This window comes from Flavilitoribacter nigricans DSM 23189 = NBRC 102662 (assembly GCF_002646595.1).
In the GTDB taxonomy this organism is placed as follows: domain Bacteria; phylum Bacteroidota; class Bacteroidia; order Chitinophagales; family Saprospiraceae; genus Flavilitoribacter; species Flavilitoribacter nigricans.
The window spans coordinates 439,443-461,199 of record NZ_PDUD01000017.1; the positions used below are offsets into that span (position 1 = coordinate 439,443).

Genomic DNA, 21,757 nt, shown 5'->3' on the forward strand with positions numbered 1-21,757 from the left:
ACGGTTGATCTTACCTACTCCGATGTCCCGGTGCTATAGATGGAAAGCATTGTCCAGTAATGCGGGCCGGCCGGTTTTCACCACCTTCCGCCGGCCCTTCCGTGATTTCCCAATCGGTAATTACTTAGAGACTATTTGAAAACCTCTCACTGGGTTACAAAACGCGGCTTTTGCCACCACTTTGCACCTATTTTTAACTCCGTAGCTGGGCTATGCAGTGAAAAATAGCTTTCAATTGACGCCAAAATCCGGGTTTTTCTCCGGCAGCAGAAGTTTTCAAACAGTCTCTTATTCCTGCTCGTTCAATTTTTTGATCAGATCCGCTTCATCCTGACGGTAAGGCGTACCGTCTTTCCGGAAGACCTCGTGAAACCATTCGATCGGTTCTCCGCCATCCTCAATGGGCGTATTCCAGGCGTATTTGGTATTGGATCTTCCCGCAACCAGTCCCCAGTTGATGGCCCCGATATTCTCCCGTTTGAGCAGGGGCAGGATGTTGGAGAAGCGGCTGTTGTTGGTACGGGCCATGTATTCGGTACAGATCATGGGCCGGCCGTGCGTTCTCAGCAGGTTGATGATGTGCTGATGGTGTTTTTCATCACTGTAGTTGTGGTAGGTGATGATGTCGGAATTCAGTGCCTGAAATGCATTCAGTTCCTGGAAATCCCAGGCCCAGATACCGGCCGAGATCGGCTGACTCGGATTGACCTCTCTGGCCCAGATAAAGATGCTTTTCAGCAAAGGCATGGAGCTGGTGAGTTTGCCGGTGTTGCCCGGTTCGTTGTAGAGATCCCACATCAGGACGCGCTCGTCATCTTTGAAAGTGTTCAGCACGTCCTTGACGTAGGTCTCCAGCGCGGGAAAGTTTTCGTTTTGTTTTGATGCCGGATCACCGGGATCCTGCACCCAACCGGAATTGTGGGTGCCGGTTACCGGTTCCGGCTGTTTGCCTATTTTCGGCGTTTTTCCCCATACATCGTCGAAAAAGACGAACATGGTTTTGATCCCGTGCTTGTCGGCAATTTCCAGATAAGTATCCATGCGTTTTTTGAATCCTTCCGGATCCGCTTTGTAGGCGAGACTGTGCAGGTACACCCGCATGGTATTGAAACCGATGCCTTCGGCGTAGCCCAGTTCGCGATCGATCGTAGTCGGATCAAAAGTGGCTTCCTGCCACATTTCCAGTTGGTTGATAGCCGTGCTTGGATTAAAATTGGCACCGGTCATCCAGTCGTGTTCCGCATACCAGGCGTGTGCTTTCTCAATAGACCACTTATTCTTTTGCAACAGATCTTCCTGGGCCACAGACCACTGTACAGCAAACAACACGAAGATCATGGAGAGGAATAATGTATTTTTCACAAGTTTCTTTTTTTATTAATGTACTTCAATAAAAACTTCCGCTGCCGGCAGCAGTCGGAATCCTGCAGATGGGGTTCCCCGGCCAACCGGCCGCTAAGACCGGCTGGACACGGGTGAATTACAGGAGCCCCCTGTTTTCGGCAGGGCTATTCAGTTCTAAAAAATTGCCAAAGGTCTTTTCCAACCGCAATTAAATAGCAAGGGAAAATCCAGCTTCTTGAGTTATTTAAATTGACATTGCTATTGAAATTGCCATTTTAAAATGGAATAATTTAGCAACTGAATGCCCCGGTCCTACACTCCGGGACGCCCACTCCCACGCTGGGAAGCAGACCGGTCACCGGAGTAATCCATAAACTATTCTGCCCCGGCGGATACTCCGCCGGAACCAGTAGTCCAAAGACTTCTGTAATTACAAGCTTACCTTTTCCACCTGCGTGTAGATCATGTCTTCCACCCCGGCGATCTTTACGCCGATCCGGGCAAAGTAATAGCCCTGATCCGGTTTTTTAGCATCCTCGGGGATATCGACTGACAGTGAAATGCGGCTCAGGTCGGAAATATCGGCGGCATTGGACTGAGCCAGGCTGCCTTCGCCTCCGCTGTTGGCATCCACAAACTGCGTCCGGTTGATGATCAGGGTGACCCGCTCTACCTCTCGGGCTTCATCACCGGTAATGATCTGATCCAGTGAACAACTGGCACTGACCGTGCCTCCCGAATGGGAGAACTGCGGCGTCCGGATCATGTAATAAGGCGTCACTTCCAGTTCCATGATCTCATCTCCGTTCAGGTCCAGGAAAATGGTGTCTGTCGGTGCCCGGAACGGCCCCTCACCCGGCAGAAAGGCCAGTTGGTACTGTCCGGAAAACAAACGGCTGCTGTAGCTTCCGTCCTGAGCGATCGCTACATCGATCGGTGCGGACAGGCCGAAACCCGGCTGCCAGAGTTCGAACCACACCTGGTTGCGGGCCACCGGAATGGGTTCGCCCTGGTAAACGATATGGCCCGTAAAGAAGGCATCCGGTTCCTGAAAATTATCGAGTTCACAGGCGCTGGCCAGGAGCAAAGCGCCGAAGAGCAATATATATATCTGAGCTTTCATAGCCTTTTCTGTTTATGATTTGATTACTGATTCGGGTTTCTCACCAGACGGGGATTGTTGTTGAGCACATTCTGGCTGATCTCCGAGTAATAATTCCCCAGTTGGAAGCGATCCGCTCCGGTAACCCGGGAGAGTCGCAGGATCTTGTACAACCACTTACCGTCGTTGGGATCTCCCGGGTTGTGGTACTTGTAGGGCCAGATGCTGTAGGGCTGGGTCTCCCGTTTAGTGGCCACACCGATATCCTGGGTGACCTCAGATTCGCTGATCGGATTGCCGTCCAGAATGATATGGGCCAGTCTCCAGCGCTTCAGATCGAAGAAATGCAGCCCTTCGAAGGCCAGTTCTACGTAACGCTCATGGTAGATCCGGTCGAAATCCACATCCGCTCCGGTCAGGGCCGTAGTGATGCCGGCTCTCGCCCGCACCTGATTCAGGTAGTCCGCCGCCAGATCGGCCTGTCCGAGTTCGAAGGCAGCTTCCGCCGCGTTCAGCAATACTTCGGCGTAGCGGTAGCGGATGAACCACACGTCACTCTGGGTACCCCGGCGACCGGATCCCACGGTGGGGTCCTGGTATTTACGAATGTAAAATCCGCTCTGGGCCGTAAATTCCAAGCCGTCGATCGGGCCGTCAAAACCTACTACCTGCACCTGCTGGGAGGCTCCCGGTAATGTTTTCTCCTGCCCCCGGGAATCACCGGTTACAATGGAGCCGTCTTCGAGAACGACGCCCGCCCAGATGTCCACGGGTTTTGATTTGAAGCTGGAACCCGGCAAAATAACTGTTGCCGCCAGGCGGGCATCTCTGCCCTCGAAAATATCGTCGATGTTGTCGTAGTAGATCGGACTACCGCCTTCCTGATTGGGCAGCGGCGCGTAGGTACCGTCCAGCAGTTCGAAAGACTGGACGAATTGCAGACTCGGATTGATCCGGCCGCCTTCTTCCTCTTCCGCGCCGAAACGGGGCTGGTTCCAGCCGGTGAAGTAGTGTACCTTTCCACCACCTACCTGGTAGTCTTCCACAAAAATGGCCTCCGGATTGTTGGCCTTATCGTAGAACAGCGCCTCGAAGTTCTCGGAAAGATCCGGCTTCTTGTTGTACAGGCCGTAAGCGCCGGCATCACCGTTGATGATGGATTGGGCCGCATTCAAAGCGGTCGTGTAGTATTCGTCGGCTCTGGAAGCAGGGATCCCCACTTCGTTACCCGGCAGGGAGACCTGCGGCGTGTTCTGGCCGTATTTGGCGATAGAAGCTGCGTAGAGCGCCGCCCGGGATTCCATGGCCAGCGCCGCCCCTTTGGTCGCTCTGGATTTGGATCCGGCATCGGCCGGCAGCAAATCCTTGATGGCCTCGGCCTCACTGATCACGAAATCATAAATAGCCGCTTCGGTTTCCCGCGGCTGTTGCAGGTAAGACGCGTCTCCGCTGAAATCGTATTCCTGGGCTTCCAGGATCAGCGGAACACCGCCCATGCGCTTCACCAGTTCAAAATAGTAAGACGCTCTCAGAAAACGGGCTTCGGCCAAAAAGCGGGATTTCACCGCGTCCGTCAGTTCGGTTGCCGCTTCGCAACGTTCCAGGAAGAGGTTGATCTCCCGGATATAACCGTAGTCCCAGATGCCCCAGGCACCGAAACCCCAGCCGCCGTTCTGAAATTCCGGATAGCGACCGGCTTCGGACCAGAATGCGATATTGAAGCGGGCTACGGTTGCCCAGTCGTCCAGCCTCGCGAAATCTTCGTAGCGGTTGTAGAGGTCGGCCAGTACCGACAGGGCCACACTCGGATCGGAAAAGACCTGCTCCTGGGTCAGTATCGAACTGGGCGGCCGGTCCAGGAACAAGGCATCATCCTTGGTACACGATGTGATGAATAAAAGGATAAAGGATATGGAAAATAAATGCTTTTTCATTTTGACTGTATTTTATAGAACCTGAAGCGGGTGAGTCCCCTGGTAAAGCAACTTCCGATGAGACCACCCGGAACCGGTCCGGCAACGCCTCATCGAAGTTGGTATACATGACTCACTCACTAAAGCTTATATGGATAGGTTGATCCCCACATTCACGAACTTATTCTGCGGATACTGCAGGCCATTCGTATCGTTCACTTCCGGATCGATGCCGAACTTGGCGAGGTTATCAATGGAGAATAGGTTGTAACCGTTGATGTAGAAGCGCGCTTTCTGTAATCCCAGCTTACGCAACAGATTTTCCGGCAACGAATACCCCAACTCGATGGTCCGCGCCCGCAAGTAGGTGACATTGTGCATCCAGAAAGTTGAAGCCTGACCAAAACGGTAATTGCTGTGATAAGCACTGTTGTAACGCAGGGCCGGATATTTACCCGGTAACCAGCTACTGTTGGGATTGCGGGGATCTTCCCGGCGCCAGCTGTCCAGGAAAATGGTGTTCAGCGCGCCCTGGTTCTGGAATGCCCAGCGGGTTTCCCATTCCTGGGCCCAGGAGTAACCCGAGCCGCCGGAAAATTCAGCGGTAAAATCAAAGCCGCGGTAACCCATGCGGATACTCAGCCCGTAGTTGACCGAAGGCTGGCGCCCGAAAGCGTAACCGATCGGCATTTCGTCGAAGCCGTTGATCCGCCCGTCGCCGTTAAGATCTTCGTAGATCAGGTCGCCCGGAAGCAGGGTCCGGTTACCCTGTCCGTCGATATCCACCGTGTAATTGTTGATCTGTTCCTGGGAAGTGAACTGCCCGAGTACATTGTATCCCCAGCGGATGTCGTTGTACCGGCCCTCACTGGAAGCCCGGTATTCGTGCCAGGAGTTCTCAAATCTCGGTTTGTACGATTCGATGAACTTACCCCGGGAGTAGGATCCGTTACCGGAGATCGTCAGGTTCAGAGCACCGATGTTGCCGGTATAGCTCAGAGAGCCTTCAAATCCGGACTGGGCATCGCTGTTCACGTTCTCATCGGGCAGGCTGTATCCGAGTTCGCTCGGGATCAGGATGTCGTATTTGAATCCGCGGAGGCCGGTACGCTCCCGGTAAAACCAGTCGGCCGAACCGGAAAGTTTACCGTCGAACAGTACGAAATCGGCACCGATATCGGTGATCTTACTTTTAAACCAGGTAATATTATCCACGATCTGACCTTTATCACGGGCCGCCACCACGGGCTGTCCGTCCAGAATGGCGGTACCTACGTTGTAGTTGTAACCGGGCAGATAATCGTAGGCGCCGATGCCGATATTGTCATCCCCGAGAATACCGTAGGAAGCTCTAAGTTTGAATTCGGCAAACAGCGGATTGGCGCCACCTATATTCCGGAACCACTCTTCCTCGTTCAGTCTCCAACCCACGGAGAAAGAGGGGAAGAAACCTTTGCGTTTATCGGGAGCAAATTTCCAGGAAGCATCCTGCCGGCCGGAGAGTTCCAGGAAGTATTTGTAGCGATAATTGTAATTGAACTTACCGATGTAACCGATACGGGCAATTTGGTTATCCAGATCGTTGAAGTCGACCACATTGGCGTAGTAGATCAGCGGCAGCACATTGGTTTCCGGTACGGAGCGCATCCATTGGTTCTGATCGCGCTCCTCCTGCCGTTCTACGAGGAAGAGGCCCTCCACGCGGTGACCTTCACCGAAGGCTTTTTTGTACTGCATTTGTCCCTGGTAGACATTTTTCTGGATCTTGCGGTTTCTGCGTTCCCGCCAGGGGTTGGTACTACCGCCGGTCACATTGTAGGTATCCGTATCTTCATCGTAGGTGTAGGCTTCGTAGGTGTATTCGTGACCGTTCAGGACCTGGTCGGCCAGATAGTAGGAGTACATCCCGCGGATGGAGAGCCCTTCGGCGATCCCGCCGAACTCGTATTCTCCACTAAAGTTGGATTGCAGCACCCGCCAGGTATTGGTGGAATAACCGCCGATCTTCTTGTTGTGCAGCGCCCAGTTGGTTTCGTTGTGACCGATATCGTTCAGGTACTCGGGATTGTCGTTGGCGTAGGGCCGTTCGAAGGGACGGTTCCGCAGAATGGCGAAACGCGGCAGCCAATAATCATCCGCCCCGGGAATCCCCGGATTATCGGTGGTCTCGATGCGGCCGTTGATCTGCACACCCACTTTCAACCGACGGGTAATGTCGGCATCCAGGTTACTCTGGATGTTGGTCCGTTCGAAGTTGAATTCGGGGCCCAATACGGCTTCCTGCTTCAGGTGTGTAGCCGAAATGTAGTAATTGGTGTTCTCCGATCCACCCGTTGTACTCAGGTTGACGCTGTACAACGGCGCGTTGTTCTTGATGATGAAATTTTTCCAGTTGAAAGAACGATACCCCGTCTCGGTTCCCAAGCGGTACTTCTCCAGTTCTTCCTGGGTGATCTGAGTTTCTCCGAACTCGTTCAGTTCGGCTTCGGCCTTCCGGCTCATGTACTCGTAGGAGTCGTTGACCACTTCCGGGAAGCGCGACCAGTTCTGCCCACCGTAGTAAGCGTTCACGTTCACCACGTTCTTGGTGTTCTTCCGGCCCCGTTTGGTAGTGACCACCACTACACCGTTTGCCGCCCGTACCCCGTAGATGGCGGCGGAAGCATCCTTCAGTACGGAGATACTTTCGATATCTCCCGGAGCGAGGTTGTTGAACTGGCCGGCATCCTGCTGAATACCGTCAATGATGAAGAGTGGGTTCCCCAGGTTCCGGATCTGAACGTTGGCCGTAGCCCCCGGTCGTCCGTCCGGCATTTTAAAGGTGACCCCCGGCAATTTACCCGCGAGCCCGGAACTGACCGAGGCCCCGGCGTGCACATTTTCCAGGTCATCACTGTTCACCGAAGAAATGGCACCGGTGATCGACCGGGCCTCCTGGGTGGTATAACCGGTCACCACTACTTCTTCGAGCGTCGAGACATCGTACACCAGCTCGACGTCAAGTACCGTTCGTCCGTTGACCGGCACTTCCATACTCTGATAACCGATAAAGCTAAAGACTAAGGTGGCGTCGGCCGGTGCTTGCACGGAATAGGTCCCATCAAAATCGGTAGCGGTCCCCTCGGTGGTATTCTTGATGATAACCGATACCCCCGGTAAGGTTTCACTGCCGTCTGTTGAAGTTACCGTTCCTGTAATGGTAATTTGATCTTGCGCTAACCCCTGAAAGAGACAGGTGCACAGCAAGATGACAGATAGCACTATCTGCCTAAGTTGCATTGGCTGTTGTTTCATTGTTTTACATTTATGAATATAGCGATACGAGGTCCATTCCGACCGGGAGCATCTCGCTACCCCGGTCCGGCATATTTAGTTGGAACAGTTGGTTAGAATTAAAATCGGTCCGAAAGGACCCTGGCTATGGTTTCAAAATGATTAGGTGGGATTATCGTGTAATTCCATACAAATAAAAGATTTTTGACAGGTAGGCCGTTTTTTATTTTGTCTCATTCTAACACCAGAATCGTTCAAATTCTCGCTAAAACACCCCATAGGGACGCTTTTGAGACATATTGTAGAATTTTGAGACGTTTTGATCAGCGGGAAGGACCGGATCGGTCATTCCCATTCCTGTCCGTCCGCTCCGATGACCGGTTTTCATGGTTTCCGCCGGGGGGCAATGGCGAAGCGTCCGGTCCCGCTTATACATTTAAACAGAACCAAAAGTCTGCTCATCAAAACAAAATTTTATAACTTCGACAATGTGCCACTTTTTACTTTAATATGCATATACAATTTGTTTCAGTATCACGTACAATTTATTCAACTTTGCTCTTTCAAATAAGTAATGTGCATTCGTGAAACAGGTTGCAGGACGATGAGATGAATTGTATTCCTGCAATTGCGTAAAATTCATTCAAACTTGATGGGGTTGAAAAAGGTCACTATCTACATCTGGGCGGCATTAATTTTCTGGCCGGTTCTTTCATGGGGGCAAAAGTATTACTTCAGGCATTTTAAAGTAGAGGACGGGCTCTCCCACAATACCGTTATGAGCTCCTTGCAGGATTCCAAGGGCTTTATGTGGTTTGGCACAAAAAACGGCCTCAATCGCTTCGATGGGTACACCTTTAAATTGTTCCAAAAGGATCCCAGCGATCCCCGGAGTTTACTCGGCAGTTACGTCCAGTGTCTGCACGAGTACGGGCCTATGTGGGTGGGCACCGACAACGGTCTGTTCAAATACGACGAAGAACTCGAAAACTTTGAGCTGCTGCGACCCACGGAAGGCCTGGCCCTCGCGGACATTGAAAATGACGGTGAGGGAAATCTCTGGTTCATCGCGGCCAATCAACTTCACCGCTACCACACCGAATCCGGAGCGATCCACAAATTTCCTACACCGAATAATATGGAGTATGTGGATATCACCCTGCTCCAGGATGGCCGCTTACTCATCACCTCCTCCGATGCCCTGTACCTCTACCAAAAAGCCGATGATTCTTTTCAGGAATTGGACCTTGAGGTAAAGAGTAGCGCCGAGCGTCCCTTCCGCATCAATCGATCCTTTTCCCTCGACCCAACCACCATCCTTCTCGGCACCCGCAACCACGGAGTAATTGCCTACGACCTGGAAAACGCCCGCACCTGGGATTTTCTGCCGACGCAGGACCCCGTCTACGTACGGGATATCACGCGGCGGGGCGACGAGCTCTGGATTGCCTCGGAATCCGGGCTCCATATCTATAATTTGCAGGATCAATCCTACACCAATCCCCGGAAGAACTACAATGATCCCTACGCCCTGTCCGACAACGCCATTTATACCCTAGCCCTGGATCAGGAAGGCGGAGTGTGGGCGGGATCTTATTTCGGCGGGGTCAATTACTATCCCAAACCCTATACCCCCTTCCGGAAATTCTTTCCCAATGTGTCGGAAAACTCCATCAGTGGTAATGCCGTGCGGGAGATCCATTCCGATCAATACGGCAGCATCTGGATCGGGACCGAAGACGGTGGGCTCAACAAATATGATCCCGATAGGGAGGTATTTACGCACTACACCTCAGTTGACCGCGGCGGCACCCTGTCTCATTTCAACATTCATGCGGTGCTGCCGGTGGGAGATAAATTATGGGTCGGCATGTTCGAGCATGGCCTCGACATCCTGGATATCCCTACCGGTCGCGTAGTGGGGCATTACAATGTAGATGATGAAAGTGAGCTGCTGAGTAATTTTGTATATCACCTTTATCAGACCCGGTCGGGGGAGATGTACGTGGTCACCACCAGAGGCATTCAAACCTACGATCCGGTGCAGGATAAGTTCCTGCTCGTCGATGCTTTTCCCCAGAATATGGCCTACACCTGCCTGATCGAAGACGATGCGGGAAAGATCTGGGCCGGATCTTACTGGGACGGGCTCTATTACTACGATCCGAAAACGGGCGAAAAAGGTAGTTTCCTGCAGGACGGAGAAGATGGCGAATGCATTAGTCACAACCAGATCAACGGCATTTTTGAGGATAGCAGCAAGAACCTCTGGGTTTCCACCGAACACGGACTGAACCTCTACGACAAGGCCAAGGGGACGTTCCGGAAATTCACCATGGAGGACGGCTTTCCCAGCAATGTATTTTACGCTTTTATCGAAGATGATGAGCACCAGCTGTGGATCAGTACGGCCAATGGACTGGTAGTCTACGATCCGGAAAGTGGGGATAAAAAGATCTATACCCAGGCAAACGGCCTGCTGACCAACCAGTTCAACTACTGCTCCGCGCATAAGGACCGGACCGGCCGGATGTATTTCGGTAGTGTGAACGGACTGATCAGTTTTGATCCCCGCGATTTCGTGGTGAACAGCTACAAGCCGCCGATCTACATCACCGGTATCCAGATCAATAACCGGCCCGTGCCCATTAATTCCGGGGGATCGCCGCTTGCCAAATCCGTCACCTTTACCGAAAAAATCGAACTGAAACCCCGGGAATCTTCCTTCAGTCTGGATTTCTCGGCCCTGAGCTATACCACGCCGGAAATGACCGAGTACTGGTACCAGCTAGGCGGGCTCAATGAGGAATGGGTGCCGCTGGAAAAAAACCACAAGGTTTTCTTCACTGAGTTGCCGGCGGGGGACTATAATTTCAAGGTAAAATCAGTCAACAACAGCGGGATTTGGAGCGAGGAGGCCTCGGCCCTGCAGATCAAGGTCCTTCCTACGTTCTGGAAAAGCAACCTGGCCTACGGTCTGTATATCGGACTTATTGGTTTCCTCTTTTATCTGGGACTGCGCTTTTACCACCAGCGAATAAAATCCCGGAACAAGGAACTGCTGCGGGAACTGGGCATCAAAAAGGAGAAAGAAGTATTCCAGGCCAAGATCGAATTCTTTACGAATGTCTCCCACGAGATCCGCACCCCGCTGACCCTCATCAAAAGTCCGCTGGAAAAGATGCTGAAAAAGGCGGACCTCAAATCCGAACTGGGAGAAAACCTGTCCATCATGGACAAAAATACCTCCCGCCTGCTGGATCTGGTCAATCAGCTCCTCGACTTCCGGAAAACCGAACTGGAGGATATCAATCTGTCGTTCGTAAAGCTCAATATTTCGGACCTCGTGCGCAATACCTCTACCCGCTTCAGCCCCTCGGTGAAGGATAAAAAGCTGGACCTTGAGATCTCCCAACCCGAGAAAGACATCTACGCATTCGTCGACGCCGAAGCGATCAAAAAGATACTGAGTAACCTGATCAGTAACGCCATCAAATACGCGGAGAACAGCGTGGGCATTTCCCTGGAGAAAAACGAGGACTTTTTTGAATTGCAGGTCCGGAACGACGGTCCGCTGATCCCCGCCCATCTCGCCGGTAAGATATTCGAACCCTTCTACCGGGTACCGGGCTCGGAAAACCAGAAACAAACCGGTACCGGTATCGGCCTGTCACTGGCTCATTCGCTTACGGAATTGCACCACGGCAGCCTCCGGCTGGACACCAGTTCCAGTCACCTGAATACTTTCGTGCTCCGCCTGCCGCTGCGGCAGGAGCGGGAATTCCCCCTCTATCTGTCCAAAGAGGCGGAAACGGAAAAAGTGGTGGAACGACAGGCCCTGGAACTTGCGGAATCGGCCAACCAGCCCGCGATCCTGCTGGTAGAAGACAACGAGGATCTGCTGGATTTCATCGCCAAGGACCTGGTGGAAGACTATCAGGTATTCAAAGCCACCAGTGCGGAGGCCGCCCGGGAGTTCCTGCAGCAGGAAAAAATACAGTTGGTGGTGAGCGACATCATGATGTCGGGTATGGACGGCTTTGCGCTGTGTAAACATATCAAGACCAGCCTGGAGTCCAGCCATATCCCGGTCATTCTGCTCACGGCCAAAAGCGCCCTGCAGTCCAAGATCGAAGGACTGGCTTCGGGCGCGGATGCCTACATCGAAAAACCGTTCTCGATGGAGCACCTGAAAGCGCAGATCGCCAATCTGCTGGCCAACCGACGGTATATTCTGGAACACTTTTCCAGTTCACCGCTGGCGCATATTCGCAGCATTGCGCATACCGAAGTCGACGAAAACTTTATTCGGAAACTGGACGAAACCATGAGCGAACACATCTCCGACCCAGAACTGAACGTAGAGACCCTGGCGGAGATCATGCACATGAGCCGGTCTACCCTATACCGGAAGATCAAGGAAATGTCCGACCTGAGCCCGAATGAACTGATCAACATCGCCCGGCTGAAAAAGGCCGCGGAACTATTGAAGAAGGGTGATTACAAGATCTACGAGATTGCCGAAATGGTCGGCTATAATTCCCAGACCAGCTTCGGCCGGAATTTCCAGAAACAGTTCAATATGACTCCTTCGGAATACGTGAAATCCTGATCGGATGAAGCGGTTCGCAAAAGAGGTTCCTGCAATTAGGAAGATTATCTGCTTATTCCTGAGCGGTCTGATCGTTTTTACTGCCGGCTGCGGGGCCGAGCCCTGTCATTGCGATCCGGATGCAGAACAGCTTATGAAAAACGAGCGGGTGATCTATTCACGGAGCCTGTCGCCGGATTCCGGATTTGGGGATTATTGGAAACGCTTTCACGAACCTTTGCTCACCGAGCGCAAAGTGGAATCTTATCGGTTTTCGGTGGTGGTCCTGCTGGCGGACTTTTTAAAGATCTATAGAATAGACCGGTCTTCCCGGAATTACCAATTGCAGATAAAAACATACGCGGTTTCCACTACCGTGAGTTACAGAGCAGACTCACTGGTCAGTTGGGTGTCGACCAGGTTGTCGAAGGACCAATGGGAATCGATCTCCAGCGCCATTGAGCAAAGCTGCTTCTGGACAATGACTACGGATATTGCGGCCGACGACGGTTATCTGGATGGTTCCGGCTGGATGATCGAAGGTTACCGACACGATAAGAACTGCACCGATAAGAACTATCACGTCGTACACCGAAATTCCCCCCAGGTAACTGAGGGTACCGCCGATTTCCTTAAAATATGTGACCAATTCATCGCGTTGGACAGTCTAAACGTGCGAAGTTTTTTAAATGAATAGCCGTGTATTACCAATCACCAGATGAATTCCTTCCAAAATTCACCTTCAACATGAAAGGCGTATTGACCGCATTTTTCTTTATATCCTGTTGGGTATTAAACGCCCAGAAAGCGCCCGATGAACCGCTTTCCTACCAAGACGACCTGGATTTCGAATGGCAGTCGGAAGGCACTTCCCACAAGCTGTGGGCGGTAAGCCGATCCCACGCGCCGATCGAGGTCCTCCTGACGGATCGATCCTCCCAGGCGGAAGTCCGCTCCGTTTTACTACCTTCTTTTGAACAGATAATGGTGCTGGAAATGACGGGCCCGGAGCTGGAAGCCGTTCGGGCAAAGATCAGGGACAGTCTGCAGATTGGATATTACTTCGGCCATCCGGATCTGATCAAAGCGGATCTGAATTATCCCTACCTCTTCCCCTTTCGCAAGGGAAAGAAATACGAAGTCAGTCAGGGATTCAACGGGAAGACTTCCCACCATAGTGAGCAGTCCCGATACGCCATAGATTTTCAGCTAAATGTGGGAGAACCGGTGTTCGCGGCCCGGCCCGGGCTGGTAGTCAAGGTAGTGGACTGGTTTACCAAACAGGGTGGCCCCGAACTGCGTAATGCCGCCAACCGGATCGTCGTGCTGCACGATGACGGGACCATTGCCAGCTACGTGCACCTCCAATTCCAGGGTAGTCTGGTAGCCGAAGGACAGCAGATAGCGGCCGGGGAAAAGATCGGATTTTCGGGACTGACCGGTTACACCAATGGTCCGCATCTGCATTTTGTAGTCAGGAAGGAAAGGGATCAGGCTATTCCGGTCTACTTTACCGGCTATGAAGGCAAAGCACTTAAACAGGGAAAAAGATACAAACGCAACCACTAGCCTGCGGACACTTTGTAACGCTCCCGGGATCTCCTATGCATAGCGCCATCGCTTCATTCCATTTATCCTCCTTAAATGGGCCATTTCTCCTATCTGCTGGTTTCGACAAAGAAATTTTCATGAAATGTTCCTCTTCCTAAAACTATAAAAAGTTTCGCTTGTCCTAATAATAGTAAAACTACGATTTGTTAAAAAGATGCATGTTTTGAAAGGTTTTATGAGTTAGCCGGACTAGTCATCCGGCTTGCAGTTTGATCAACTAAGTTGTAGTACTAATCCATTTTTGAGAAGATCCGTCGTCCGTACCTTATTTTTTAACGCGTATAAATGTGATCGAAATGACGGCGGATCATTCTTTTTCCGGGCAATTCTCTACGCCCAGCTGGCTTTCCGTTGTACATAATGCTTCCCGTTGGTGTCCGGCATATTATCCGGTTAAAGGTTGGCCAGAAAATGCAAAGCATGTATTTTGGGCCCATTACCAATAATCCGCCAGCCATCGCTGCGGATCACTTCGCCGGGTCCTGTTCCCGGGAACACACCGAGCATAACTGAACATCATGTCATTAGCCTACAATCCGAAGTACCCAAGCATTCCGGACCTTCGGGCCAGAGCCCGGAAACGGATCCCCCGTTTTGCCTTTGAATACGTGGACGGCGGCTGCAACGCGGAGATCAACCTGCGGCGCAACACCGAAGTTATCCGGGAAGTACAGCTCAAACCTTATTATTTGCGGGATTACGGCGGTATCTCCCTGGAAACCGAACTCTTCGGTCACCGCTACTCGGCGCCTTTCGGTATCTCTCCGATCGGGCTGCAGGGACTGATCTGGCCCGAGGCTTCCGAAATACTGGCCCGTGCCGCCTTCGAAAGCAATATTCCCTTCATCCTGAGCACCGTTGCAACGGCCAGCCTGGAAAAGATCAGTGAGATCACCGAAGGGCAGGCCTGGTTTCAGCTCTACCATCCGGTCGAAGAAGAACTGCGCGACGATCTGCTCCAACGGCTCGAAGCCGCCGGCTACAATGTACTGGTGATCCTGTCGGACGTACCTACTTTCGGCTACCGCTCCAAAGAGATCAAGAACGGACTGGCCATACCCCCCAAAATGACCCTCCGCAATATGCTGCAGATCGCCGGAAGACCAAGCTGGGCCATCCGCACCCTGCTGGCCGGTACGCCCGAATTCAAAACGCTGAAACCCTATATTCCCAAAGGAATGAGTCTACGCCACCTGGGCCTGTTCATGAATAAGACCTTCTCCGGCCGCCTCAATGCCGACCGGGTCAAAGCCCTGCGGGACCGCTGGAAAGGTAAACTGGTGATCAAAGGTGTGGCCAGCGAGGAAGATGCCCGCAAGGCCATCGAATGGGGACTGGACGGCATTATTGTGTCCAACCACGGTGGCCGGCAACTGGACGCAGGCGAAGCCGCTATCACCCCCCTGACCGCCATCGCCAAAAAATTCGGCGATCAACTACCTGTCATGATGGACAGCGGTATCCGTTCGGGTCCCGATATTGCCAACGTCATGGCCAGCGGCGCCGACTTTACTTTCCTCGGCCGCTCGTTCATGTACGGCGTGGGTGCGCTCGGCCGTGAGGGAGGCCAACATACCATCAATATGCTCAAAGTACAGTTGCAACAGGTCATGGAACAGGTGTGCTGCGAAACGCCCCGGGATCTGCGGAAGCATTTGATTGGGCGAGAGGGGTCAGGCGAGAGGGGTCAGGGGTCAGGGTTTTAGGGGTCAGGGGCAGGACAGCACTTCTGACACCTGACACCTCTCTCCTGAAACCTGACACCTCGCCCCTGACACCTCGCACCTCTCTCCCCCCTCCCAAAACCAACCACCATGCCACCAAACACAAACCTTTCCACCAAACTCGACCGATACCACGCCCGCATCAAGGGGAATCGCTGGCTTCGGTATTTTACCGTCTTTAATCGCGTGGCCCTGGCGGCCGGTTTTTTGCCATCCGGATTTGTGAAGATCGCGGGAGAACGGTTCACGTCGCTTTCCAACAATCATCCGATGGGACATTATCTGGAGGCGCTGTTCCATACCGGGTATTACTATACGTTCATTGGAGTAGCGCAGATGACGGCGGCGATTTTGCTACTGATCCCCCGCACCGCTACGCTGGGGGCGCTGCTGTATTTCCCTATCATTCTGAATATTTTCATCCTGACCTATTCGGTACGCTTTGACGGTTCCATGCTTACTTCGCCGCTGATGGTGCTGGCCAATTTGTATCTTCTGGCCTGGGATTACGACAAGTTGAAATTCATTTTGCCATTCTATAAACCGGCCGTACCCGCAACGATCGTTCCGCCCAAGGTGAGGAGTAATAAATTCCCGTTCCGTTTCTTCGCGGGAGTGGCGGCAACCGTCTTCACCGTAGCTGTTATCATTTTCAACCTCTACAACATAAAACCCCGCAACACGTTAGCAGAATGTAGGACCCAGTGCCGGGACAGCAACAATTCCCAGGCCTGTTTTGAATTTTGCGATTGCATTCACGAAAACGGACAGTCACTGGATCAATGCCTGGAAACCTACCGCGCTGCGGGTGAAGATCGGCCCCCGAACCAGTAACAAGTCCGAAACATAAACGCTCGTTCTCAACCTATTGCTCAACGTAAAGCTCCTCTGTATGTCTAGAAAATGGGTTTCCCAATGGTCCAAACCTGCCAGTTTACTTCCCGGTACGGGAATAAAGTTCACCTTCTTTTGGCTATCACTGTTCAGTCTTGTCCTTTTCCAAGCTGCCTGTACGAAAGAGACGGCAGAACCCATTGTCTTTGCCTTTGAAGGTACGCTCAATGGAGAAGCATTAATTTTTGATGACCCTAGTGTAATTCTGGAAGGAAGTGGCGGGGACTATGCGACGAGAAGCAGATTTGGTAATCCGGTGCCCTCCTCCCGGGGCCTGGAGTTCTATTTCCATTTCGACGGTAAGCCGGATTTTGAGACCATCCGACAGCTGGATGGGCAGGAAATACTCCAATCGGCCGAAGCCAGGCCCCTGCTGCGGGTTCGGGTGTTTGAAAAACCCGAGGTCTATTATTCCGACTATGGAGAAGATTCGAACGATATCTTCCGGATTGATGAGGTGAAAATAGCTGAGGGGGAATCATTTAGTAGTATGATTTACAGCACGGGCCGGGTGATCGCACTAACGGGCTATATGAAACTCATCGATGAAGATCTGGAGGTCGAAGGAAATTTTACCCTTAAACTGGTGGAATTTGAATAGGCACAATTTGACTTGCTTAACTTTTTATAAGATTACGCCCCGTGGAACAGAATTCAATTCCCAGCCTGTAGCGCGTGTTGCCATCCACGGTAAAAACCCCGTACTAATGTGTTATCCGGATCGGGCCGAATGAATTCCGTCTGCGCCCGGTTCAGTGCTACCAGTTGATCGATTCCCGAATAGATACCGGCTTCCAGGCCCGCCAGATAAGCCGCTCCCAGCGCCGAGACATCAGTATTTTTCTTCTTTTTGAGATCCAGTTCCAACAGATCGGTTAAAAAGCGGATGACGAACTGATTGTTGGAGATCCCACCGTTGACGGCGATCTCCCGCAAGGGAGTGCCCATATCCTGCTGCATCGCCTCCATTACATCTTTGATCTGATAGGGAATACTTTCCAACGCGGCCCGGACGATGTGGTTTTTCGTCGTTCCGAAAGTCATACCCACAATGGAAGCCCGCCGGTTCATCTGCCAGTGCGGAGCCCCCAGTCCGCTGAAGGCCGGCACCAGATACACGCCGGCATTATCCGGAACGGATTGCGCCATGGCTTCCGTTTCGGTAGGATCGGCAAACAGCTGCAATTCATTTTTAAGCCATTCCAGAGTGGAACCGCAGGCCACGATGGCTCCTTCCAATGCATAATCTACCCGGTCGGAGATACTCCAGCAAATGGTGGTCAGCATACCGTTGGCGGAAGTCAGCGGTTGATCACCGATATTCATCATGATGGAGCTTCCCGTACCCAGTGTGACCTTACCGGTTCCCGGTGCAAAGCAACCTTCTCCGAAAGCGGCGGCGTGGGAATCTCCGATCATCGCGGTTATGGGTAAAGCTTCCGGAAATAGTCCGGCAAAATTACTGTGGCCGAAAGCAAAAGCGGACGGCTGCACCTCCGGTAAACGCAGCTTGCTCAGGCCCCAGCGGTCCAGTATATCCCGGTCCCAGTCCAGGGTGTGAATATTGAACAGCAAGGTACGGTGGGCGTTGGTATGGTCCGTACGAAATTGCCGGCCTTCCGTTAGTTTGAATAATAGCCAACAGTCGACGGTCCCGAAGTAGATCTCACCCGCATCGACCCGCCGCTGCAGATCCGCATCGTTTCGCAACAGCCACAACAATTTGGTAGCCGAAAAATAGGGGTCGATGATCAGGCCCGTCTTTTGCCGGATCATTGCTTCCTGCCCCGCCGCTTTTAATTCATCGCAAATGCCGGTGGATCGTTTGCAGGCCCAGACCACGGCCGGGCTCACCGCCCTCCCCTGCTCATCCCAGAGCATAAAGGTTTCCCGTTGGTTACTGATCCCACAGGCGGCGATTTCGGCCAGGGTGTGCCCTTTTTGCATAAATACTTCCAGGCACTGCCGTACGGATTCCAGTACGTTCCGGTAGATGCCTTCCGGGTCCTGCTCGACAAAACCATTGGGGAAAGCCTCCGTATGCAGGGCCGCAGATCCCCTGGCCTCCGCCTCACCGGCGTCGTCGAAGAGTATGGTTTTGGTACTGCTGGTACCCTGATCTATAGCGAGTAGGTATTGCTTCCGGTTCATGCTTCCTTCCGATTCATTTTATCAATGATCACCGCCAGCAGGATGACGACGCCTTTGGCCACCTGTTGCCAGAATGGAGATACATTCAGTAGGACCAGGCCGTTATTCAGCACACCGATGATCGCCGCTCCGATCACGGTTCCCGTTACGGAACCGACACCGCCCGACAGGGAAGTCCCGCCGATAACGACCGCCGCGATGGCATCCAGTTCGTAGGTCATCCCCGCATTGGGCTGGGCGGAATTGAGGCGGGCCGTCACCAGTACCCCGCCGATCGCCGCCAGCATGCCGGCCAGTCCGTAAACCGCCAGCTTGATCCGGTTGATATTGATCCCGGACAGGAAGGCGGCCTTTTCGTTGCCACCGATGGCGTAGATATAGCGGCCGAAGGCAGTCTTGCGACTAATGAACACAAATACCAACACCACGATCAGCGAGATCCATACCGGTACCGGGATGCCCAGCAACCAGCCGGATCCGATAAATTCCAGGCCGGGGCCCAGATTGGAGATCGGAATACCCTTGGTATACAGCATCGTCAGCCCGCGGGCGATGGTCAGCATGGCCAGCGTGGCCACGAAGGGCGGTACGACAAAACGGGTGATCACCCAGCCGTTGAATAGCCCCAGCAGCAGGCCCACCAGCATCGCGCCCAGGATACCGCCGAGTACCGTAAATCCAACGAATAGGTCCAGCGATTCAAAGGCGAAACCAAATTTGATCAGTCCGGCGCAGATCGCCCCGGAAAAGGCCAGAACGGATCCGACCGAAAGATCGATGCCCGCCATGAGCACCACCAGGGTCATACCCACCGCGATACAGACGTTTACCGAAATTTGCCGGAGCACGTTCCATAGATTGGAGGTCGTCAGGAATTTATCCGACAGCAGGGCAATGAGCAGGCACAGCAGAAACAGAGCAATCAGCGATTGCGATTTTCTGAGTAGTTGATTGTTGAAGGTAAGGTTCATCGTTTGTTTAAGGTTATGGTGACGGAGTGGGGTTTCGGCGATTACGAACTTCCTATCCCGGAAGGGCGGCCTTGAGCAAATGGTCTTCATCCGCTTCGGTGACCGAAAAGTCGCCCGTGATCCGACCTTCCGCCATTACCAGTATCCGGTCAGAAAGCGTAAGTATTTCCGGGATCTCGGAGGATACCAGCAGGATACTCAGGCCGTCGGCAACCAGTTGTTTCATTAATTCATATAGTTCATGCTTGGCTTTAATATCGATGCCCCGGGTGGGTTCATCCATGAACAGTATCTTCGGCCGGGTGGAAAGCCATTTGGCCAGTACCACCTTCTGCTGATTGCCCCCACTCAGGTTGCGGCACAACTGACGCTCGGAAGGGGTTTTGATGGCCAGTTGGTCCACGTAAGACCGGGCCAGCTCTTTTTCCCGTTGCGGTTGCAGCATGGGGGTTTCCGATAGGGTCGGCAGGCTGATGTTGGCAGCAATATCCATTCCGAGGATCAAACCTTCGGCCTTGCGGTCTTCCGTCACAAAGGCCAAGCCTTGCCGGATGGCCTCCTGGGGCGACTTAAACTGACGGGCCGTGCCCTCTATCTCCAGGCGATACCGACTGCGTCCGGGATGCAGGCCAAAAAGGGTTTCCAGCAGCTCCGTGCGGCCGGCCCCCATCAAGCCGAAAATACCCAGTATCTCTCCTCGTTTCAGATTGAAAGAAATGTTCTCCAGGACCTTGCGCTGCCGGACGTAGGGGTGGTCCAGATCCAGGTCCTTTACCCGCATCACTACTTCGTCACTTTGAGTGACCAGCGTTTTGGCTTCGATCTTAAGTTCGCGCCCTACCATCAGCCGGATCAGTTCCGCTTCGGTGGTATCCTCCATTTTTCCGGTACCGACCATAACGCCGTCCCGCAGCACGGTATAATGATCAGCGATGCGGAATAATTCGTCCATCTTATGGGAAATGTAGACGATGGTTTTTCCGTCCGCTTTCAGATCCCGGATAATGCGGTGCAGGTTGTCGATCTCCGTATCGCTCAGCGCCGAGGTCGGCTCGTCCATCAGGATCACCTCAGCGTCGGTGAGCAGGGCCCGGGCAATTTCCACCAGTTGCTGCTCCCCTACTTTGAGCCGGCGCACGGGTGTCTGGGGAGCGATATCCAGTTGCAGTTTTTCCAGAACGGCCTGCGTCTGCCGGTTCATCTCAGTGGAATCCAGCAATCCCAGCTCCCGGTGCAACTCCCGACCCAGAAACAGGTTCTCACTCACCGTCAATTGGGGGATCAGGTTCAGTTCCTGGTGAATAATGGCTATACCCGCCCGTTGTGCCTCCCGGACACTCCCGAAACGCAGCACCTTGCCATCCAGCAGTATACTGCCCTCGTACTGTGGGTATACACCGGTGAGGATCTTCAGCAGGGTGGATTTACCGGCTCCATTCTCTCCGAGAATTACGTTGACCTGACCGGGATAAAACTGCAGACTAACATCATCCAGAGCCTTGACGCCCGGGAATGATTTGGAAATATTCCTGGCTTCTAGTAGCATTATTGCGGTATTATTTGAGCGGGAGTGATCATTAGGGCCGGATCGTCCAGCGCTTTTTTACTCAGTTTTACGGCACCAACCACCGCGATACTGTCACCGGTCTCTAGGGCATCGATTAAGGGCGGCATTACCTTCGTTCGCACCAGAGCATTCAGGGCTTCGGAAACCCGGTTAAATTCGGCATTGGTCTTGAAGTCGGTCAGTTTTACCAGTCCGGAGGCATCGCGCAGGGCATTGCCGAAAATGTACCTCGTATTGATCCCCACATCGCCCACTCCGGCGGCCTGCAGGCGGATCGCATCTTCCGTGATCCCGGTGATCACGCCGCTCCCTTTGACCATGAAGTAAGCCGAATTACCGATGCCCAGGCGGTTGCCGTAATTTTTAAAAGCAGCATCCGCATCATTCCGGATATCGGCCAACAGGGTGGCGAGTTCCACGGCCGCTACCTCTTGCAGCATTCCCTGGTAATAGAGGGAATCCGCATAGGCCCCATAATCGAAATCCGCTTCCGCTCCGGCCTGGCGATCGCTCAGTTTTTCGAAATAAACCGAGTTATAGCCCAGCAGCAAAAAAGCGAGGAACAATAAGCCGTATTGGTAAGGTTTCATCGTTTTGACTTTTATAAAGTGACCGA

At 52.9% G+C, this 21,757-nt stretch carries 14 protein-coding genes; 6 read left to right on the plus strand and 8 right to left on the minus strand.

Translation table 11 applies throughout. The annotated features are described in order from the left end of the window. Nucleotides 1–288: 288 nt before the first annotated feature. From CRP01_RS10895 to CRP01_RS10910, 4 genes are all read right to left on the minus strand, one after another. Nucleotides 289–1,338, minus strand: coding sequence for a cellulase family glycosylhydrolase (locus CRP01_RS10895; protein WP_099150050.1), 1,050 nt, complete (start codon nt 1,336–1,338; stop codon nt 289–291). A 436-nt stretch (nt 1,339–1,774) separates the two neighbouring features. Beyond that, complete coding sequence (locus CRP01_RS10900; protein ID WP_099150051.1) at nt 1,775–2,467, minus strand: DUF3823 domain-containing protein; 693 nt, start codon at nt 2,465–2,467, stop codon at nt 1,775–1,777. Between the two features lie 23 nt (nt 2,468–2,490). Continuing rightward, nucleotides 2,491–4,380: a RagB/SusD family nutrient uptake outer membrane protein gene (locus CRP01_RS10905; RefSeq protein WP_099150052.1), complete on the minus strand. Its 1,890-nt coding sequence runs from the start codon at nt 4,378–4,380 to the stop codon at nt 2,491–2,493. Nucleotides 4,381–4,506: 126 nt separating this feature from the next. Beyond that, entirely contained in the window at nt 4,507–7,653 is a 3,147-nt protein-coding gene (locus tag CRP01_RS10910; RefSeq protein ID WP_222845700.1) for a SusC/RagA family TonB-linked outer membrane protein, read from the minus strand. A gap of 637 nt (nt 7,654–8,290) precedes the next feature. Between CRP01_RS10910 and CRP01_RS10915 the strand changes: the two genes are divergently transcribed. The 6 genes from CRP01_RS10915 (at nt 8,291) to CRP01_RS10940 (ending at nt 17,053) form a co-directional block, all read left to right on the plus strand. Next, the gene (locus tag CRP01_RS10915; RefSeq protein WP_222845701.1) at nt 8,291–12,244 is read left to right on the plus strand and encodes a hybrid sensor histidine kinase/response regulator transcription factor; all 3,954 of its coding nucleotides are present in this window, start codon (nt 8,291–8,293) and stop codon (nt 12,242–12,244) included. Nucleotides 12,245–12,248: 4 nt separating this feature from the next. Next, nucleotides 12,249–12,920, plus strand: a complete 672-nt coding sequence (locus CRP01_RS10920) for a hypothetical protein (protein WP_099150055.1) — start codon at nt 12,249–12,251, stop codon at nt 12,918–12,920. 50 nt (nt 12,921–12,970) lie between these two features. Then, nucleotides 12,971–13,792 carry a M23 family metallopeptidase gene (locus CRP01_RS10925; RefSeq protein WP_099150056.1) on the plus strand — a complete coding sequence of 274 codons (822 nt, stop codon included), beginning with the start codon at nt 12,971–12,973 and terminating at the stop codon, nt 13,790–13,792. A 560-nt stretch (nt 13,793–14,352) separates the two neighbouring features. Continuing rightward, the gene (locus CRP01_RS10930) at nt 14,353–15,540 is read left to right on the plus strand and encodes an alpha-hydroxy acid oxidase (RefSeq protein WP_099150057.1); all 1,188 of its coding nucleotides are present in this window, start codon (nt 14,353–14,355) and stop codon (nt 15,538–15,540) included. 108 nt (nt 15,541–15,648) lie between these two features. Beyond that, nucleotides 15,649–16,392: a DoxX family protein gene (locus CRP01_RS10935; protein WP_099150058.1), complete on the plus strand. Its 744-nt coding sequence runs from the start codon at nt 15,649–15,651 to the stop codon at nt 16,390–16,392. A 58-nt stretch (nt 16,393–16,450) separates the two neighbouring features. After that, entirely contained in the window at nt 16,451–17,053 is a 603-nt protein-coding gene (locus tag CRP01_RS10940; protein ID WP_099150059.1) for a hypothetical protein, read from the plus strand. A gap of 53 nt (nt 17,054–17,106) precedes the next feature. On the opposite strand, the gene CRP01_RS10945 is transcribed toward CRP01_RS10940, so the two are convergent. The 4 genes from CRP01_RS10945 to CRP01_RS10960 are packed head-to-tail and all read right to left on the minus strand — an operon-like array spanning nt 17,107 to nt 21,731. Further along, nucleotides 17,107–18,603 carry an FGGY family carbohydrate kinase gene (locus tag CRP01_RS10945; RefSeq protein ID WP_099150060.1) on the minus strand — a complete coding sequence of 499 codons (1,497 nt, stop codon included), beginning with the start codon at nt 18,601–18,603 and terminating at the stop codon, nt 17,107–17,109. Further along, nucleotides 18,600–19,574, minus strand: coding sequence for an ABC transporter permease (locus CRP01_RS10950; protein WP_099150061.1), 975 nt, complete (start codon nt 19,572–19,574; stop codon nt 18,600–18,602). Before CRP01_RS10950 ends, CRP01_RS10945 begins: the two co-directional genes overlap by 4 nt. Nucleotides 19,575–19,626: 52 nt before the next feature. Next, a complete protein-coding gene (locus tag CRP01_RS10955) occupies nt 19,627–21,120 on the minus strand; it encodes a sugar ABC transporter ATP-binding protein (RefSeq protein ID WP_099150062.1) in 1,494 nt (497 codons plus the stop codon). Further along, entirely contained in the window at nt 21,120–21,731 is a 612-nt protein-coding gene (locus CRP01_RS10960; protein ID WP_099150063.1) for a DUF2291 family protein, read from the minus strand. Before CRP01_RS10960 ends, CRP01_RS10955 begins: the two co-directional genes overlap by 1 nt. Nucleotides 21,732–21,757: the final 26 nt, after the last annotated feature.

Excerpts from the sequence above, each read along its gene's own strand:
- CRP01_RS10895 (WP_099150050.1), bottom strand. The coding sequence starts at position 1,338 with ATGATCTTCGTGTTGTTTGCTGTACAGTGGTCTGTGGCCCAGGAAGAT.
- CRP01_RS10900 (WP_099150051.1), bottom strand. The coding sequence starts at position 2,467 with ATGAAAGCTCAGATATATATATTGCTCTTCGGCGCTTTGCTCCTGGCC.
- CRP01_RS10905 (WP_099150052.1), bottom strand. The coding sequence starts at position 4,380 with ATGAAAAAGCATTTATTTTCCATATCCTTTATCCTTTTATTCATCACA.
- CRP01_RS10910 (WP_222845700.1), bottom strand. The coding sequence starts at position 7,653 with ATGAAACAACAGCCAATGCAACTTAGGCAGATAGTGCTATCTGTCATC.
- CRP01_RS10920 (WP_099150055.1), top strand. The coding sequence starts at position 12,249 with ATGAAGCGGTTCGCAAAAGAGGTTCCTGCAATTAGGAAGATTATCTGC.
- CRP01_RS10925 (WP_099150056.1), top strand. The coding sequence starts at position 12,971 with ATGAAAGGCGTATTGACCGCATTTTTCTTTATATCCTGTTGGGTATTA.
- CRP01_RS10930 (WP_099150057.1), top strand. The coding sequence starts at position 14,353 with ATGTCATTAGCCTACAATCCGAAGTACCCAAGCATTCCGGACCTTCGG.
- CRP01_RS10935 (WP_099150058.1), top strand. The coding sequence starts at position 15,649 with ATGCCACCAAACACAAACCTTTCCACCAAACTCGACCGATACCACGCC.
- CRP01_RS10940 (WP_099150059.1), top strand. The coding sequence starts at position 16,451 with ATGTCTAGAAAATGGGTTTCCCAATGGTCCAAACCTGCCAGTTTACTT.
- CRP01_RS10945 (WP_099150060.1), bottom strand. The coding sequence starts at position 18,603 with ATGAACCGGAAGCAATACCTACTCGCTATAGATCAGGGTACCAGCAGT.
- CRP01_RS10950 (WP_099150061.1), bottom strand. The coding sequence starts at position 19,574 with ATGAACCTTACCTTCAACAATCAACTACTCAGAAAATCGCAATCGCTG.
- CRP01_RS10955 (WP_099150062.1), bottom strand. The coding sequence starts at position 21,120 with ATGCTACTAGAAGCCAGGAATATTTCCAAATCATTCCCGGGCGTCAAG.
- CRP01_RS10960 (WP_099150063.1), bottom strand. The coding sequence starts at position 21,731 with ATGAAACCTTACCAATACGGCTTATTGTTCCTCGCTTTTTTGCTGCTG.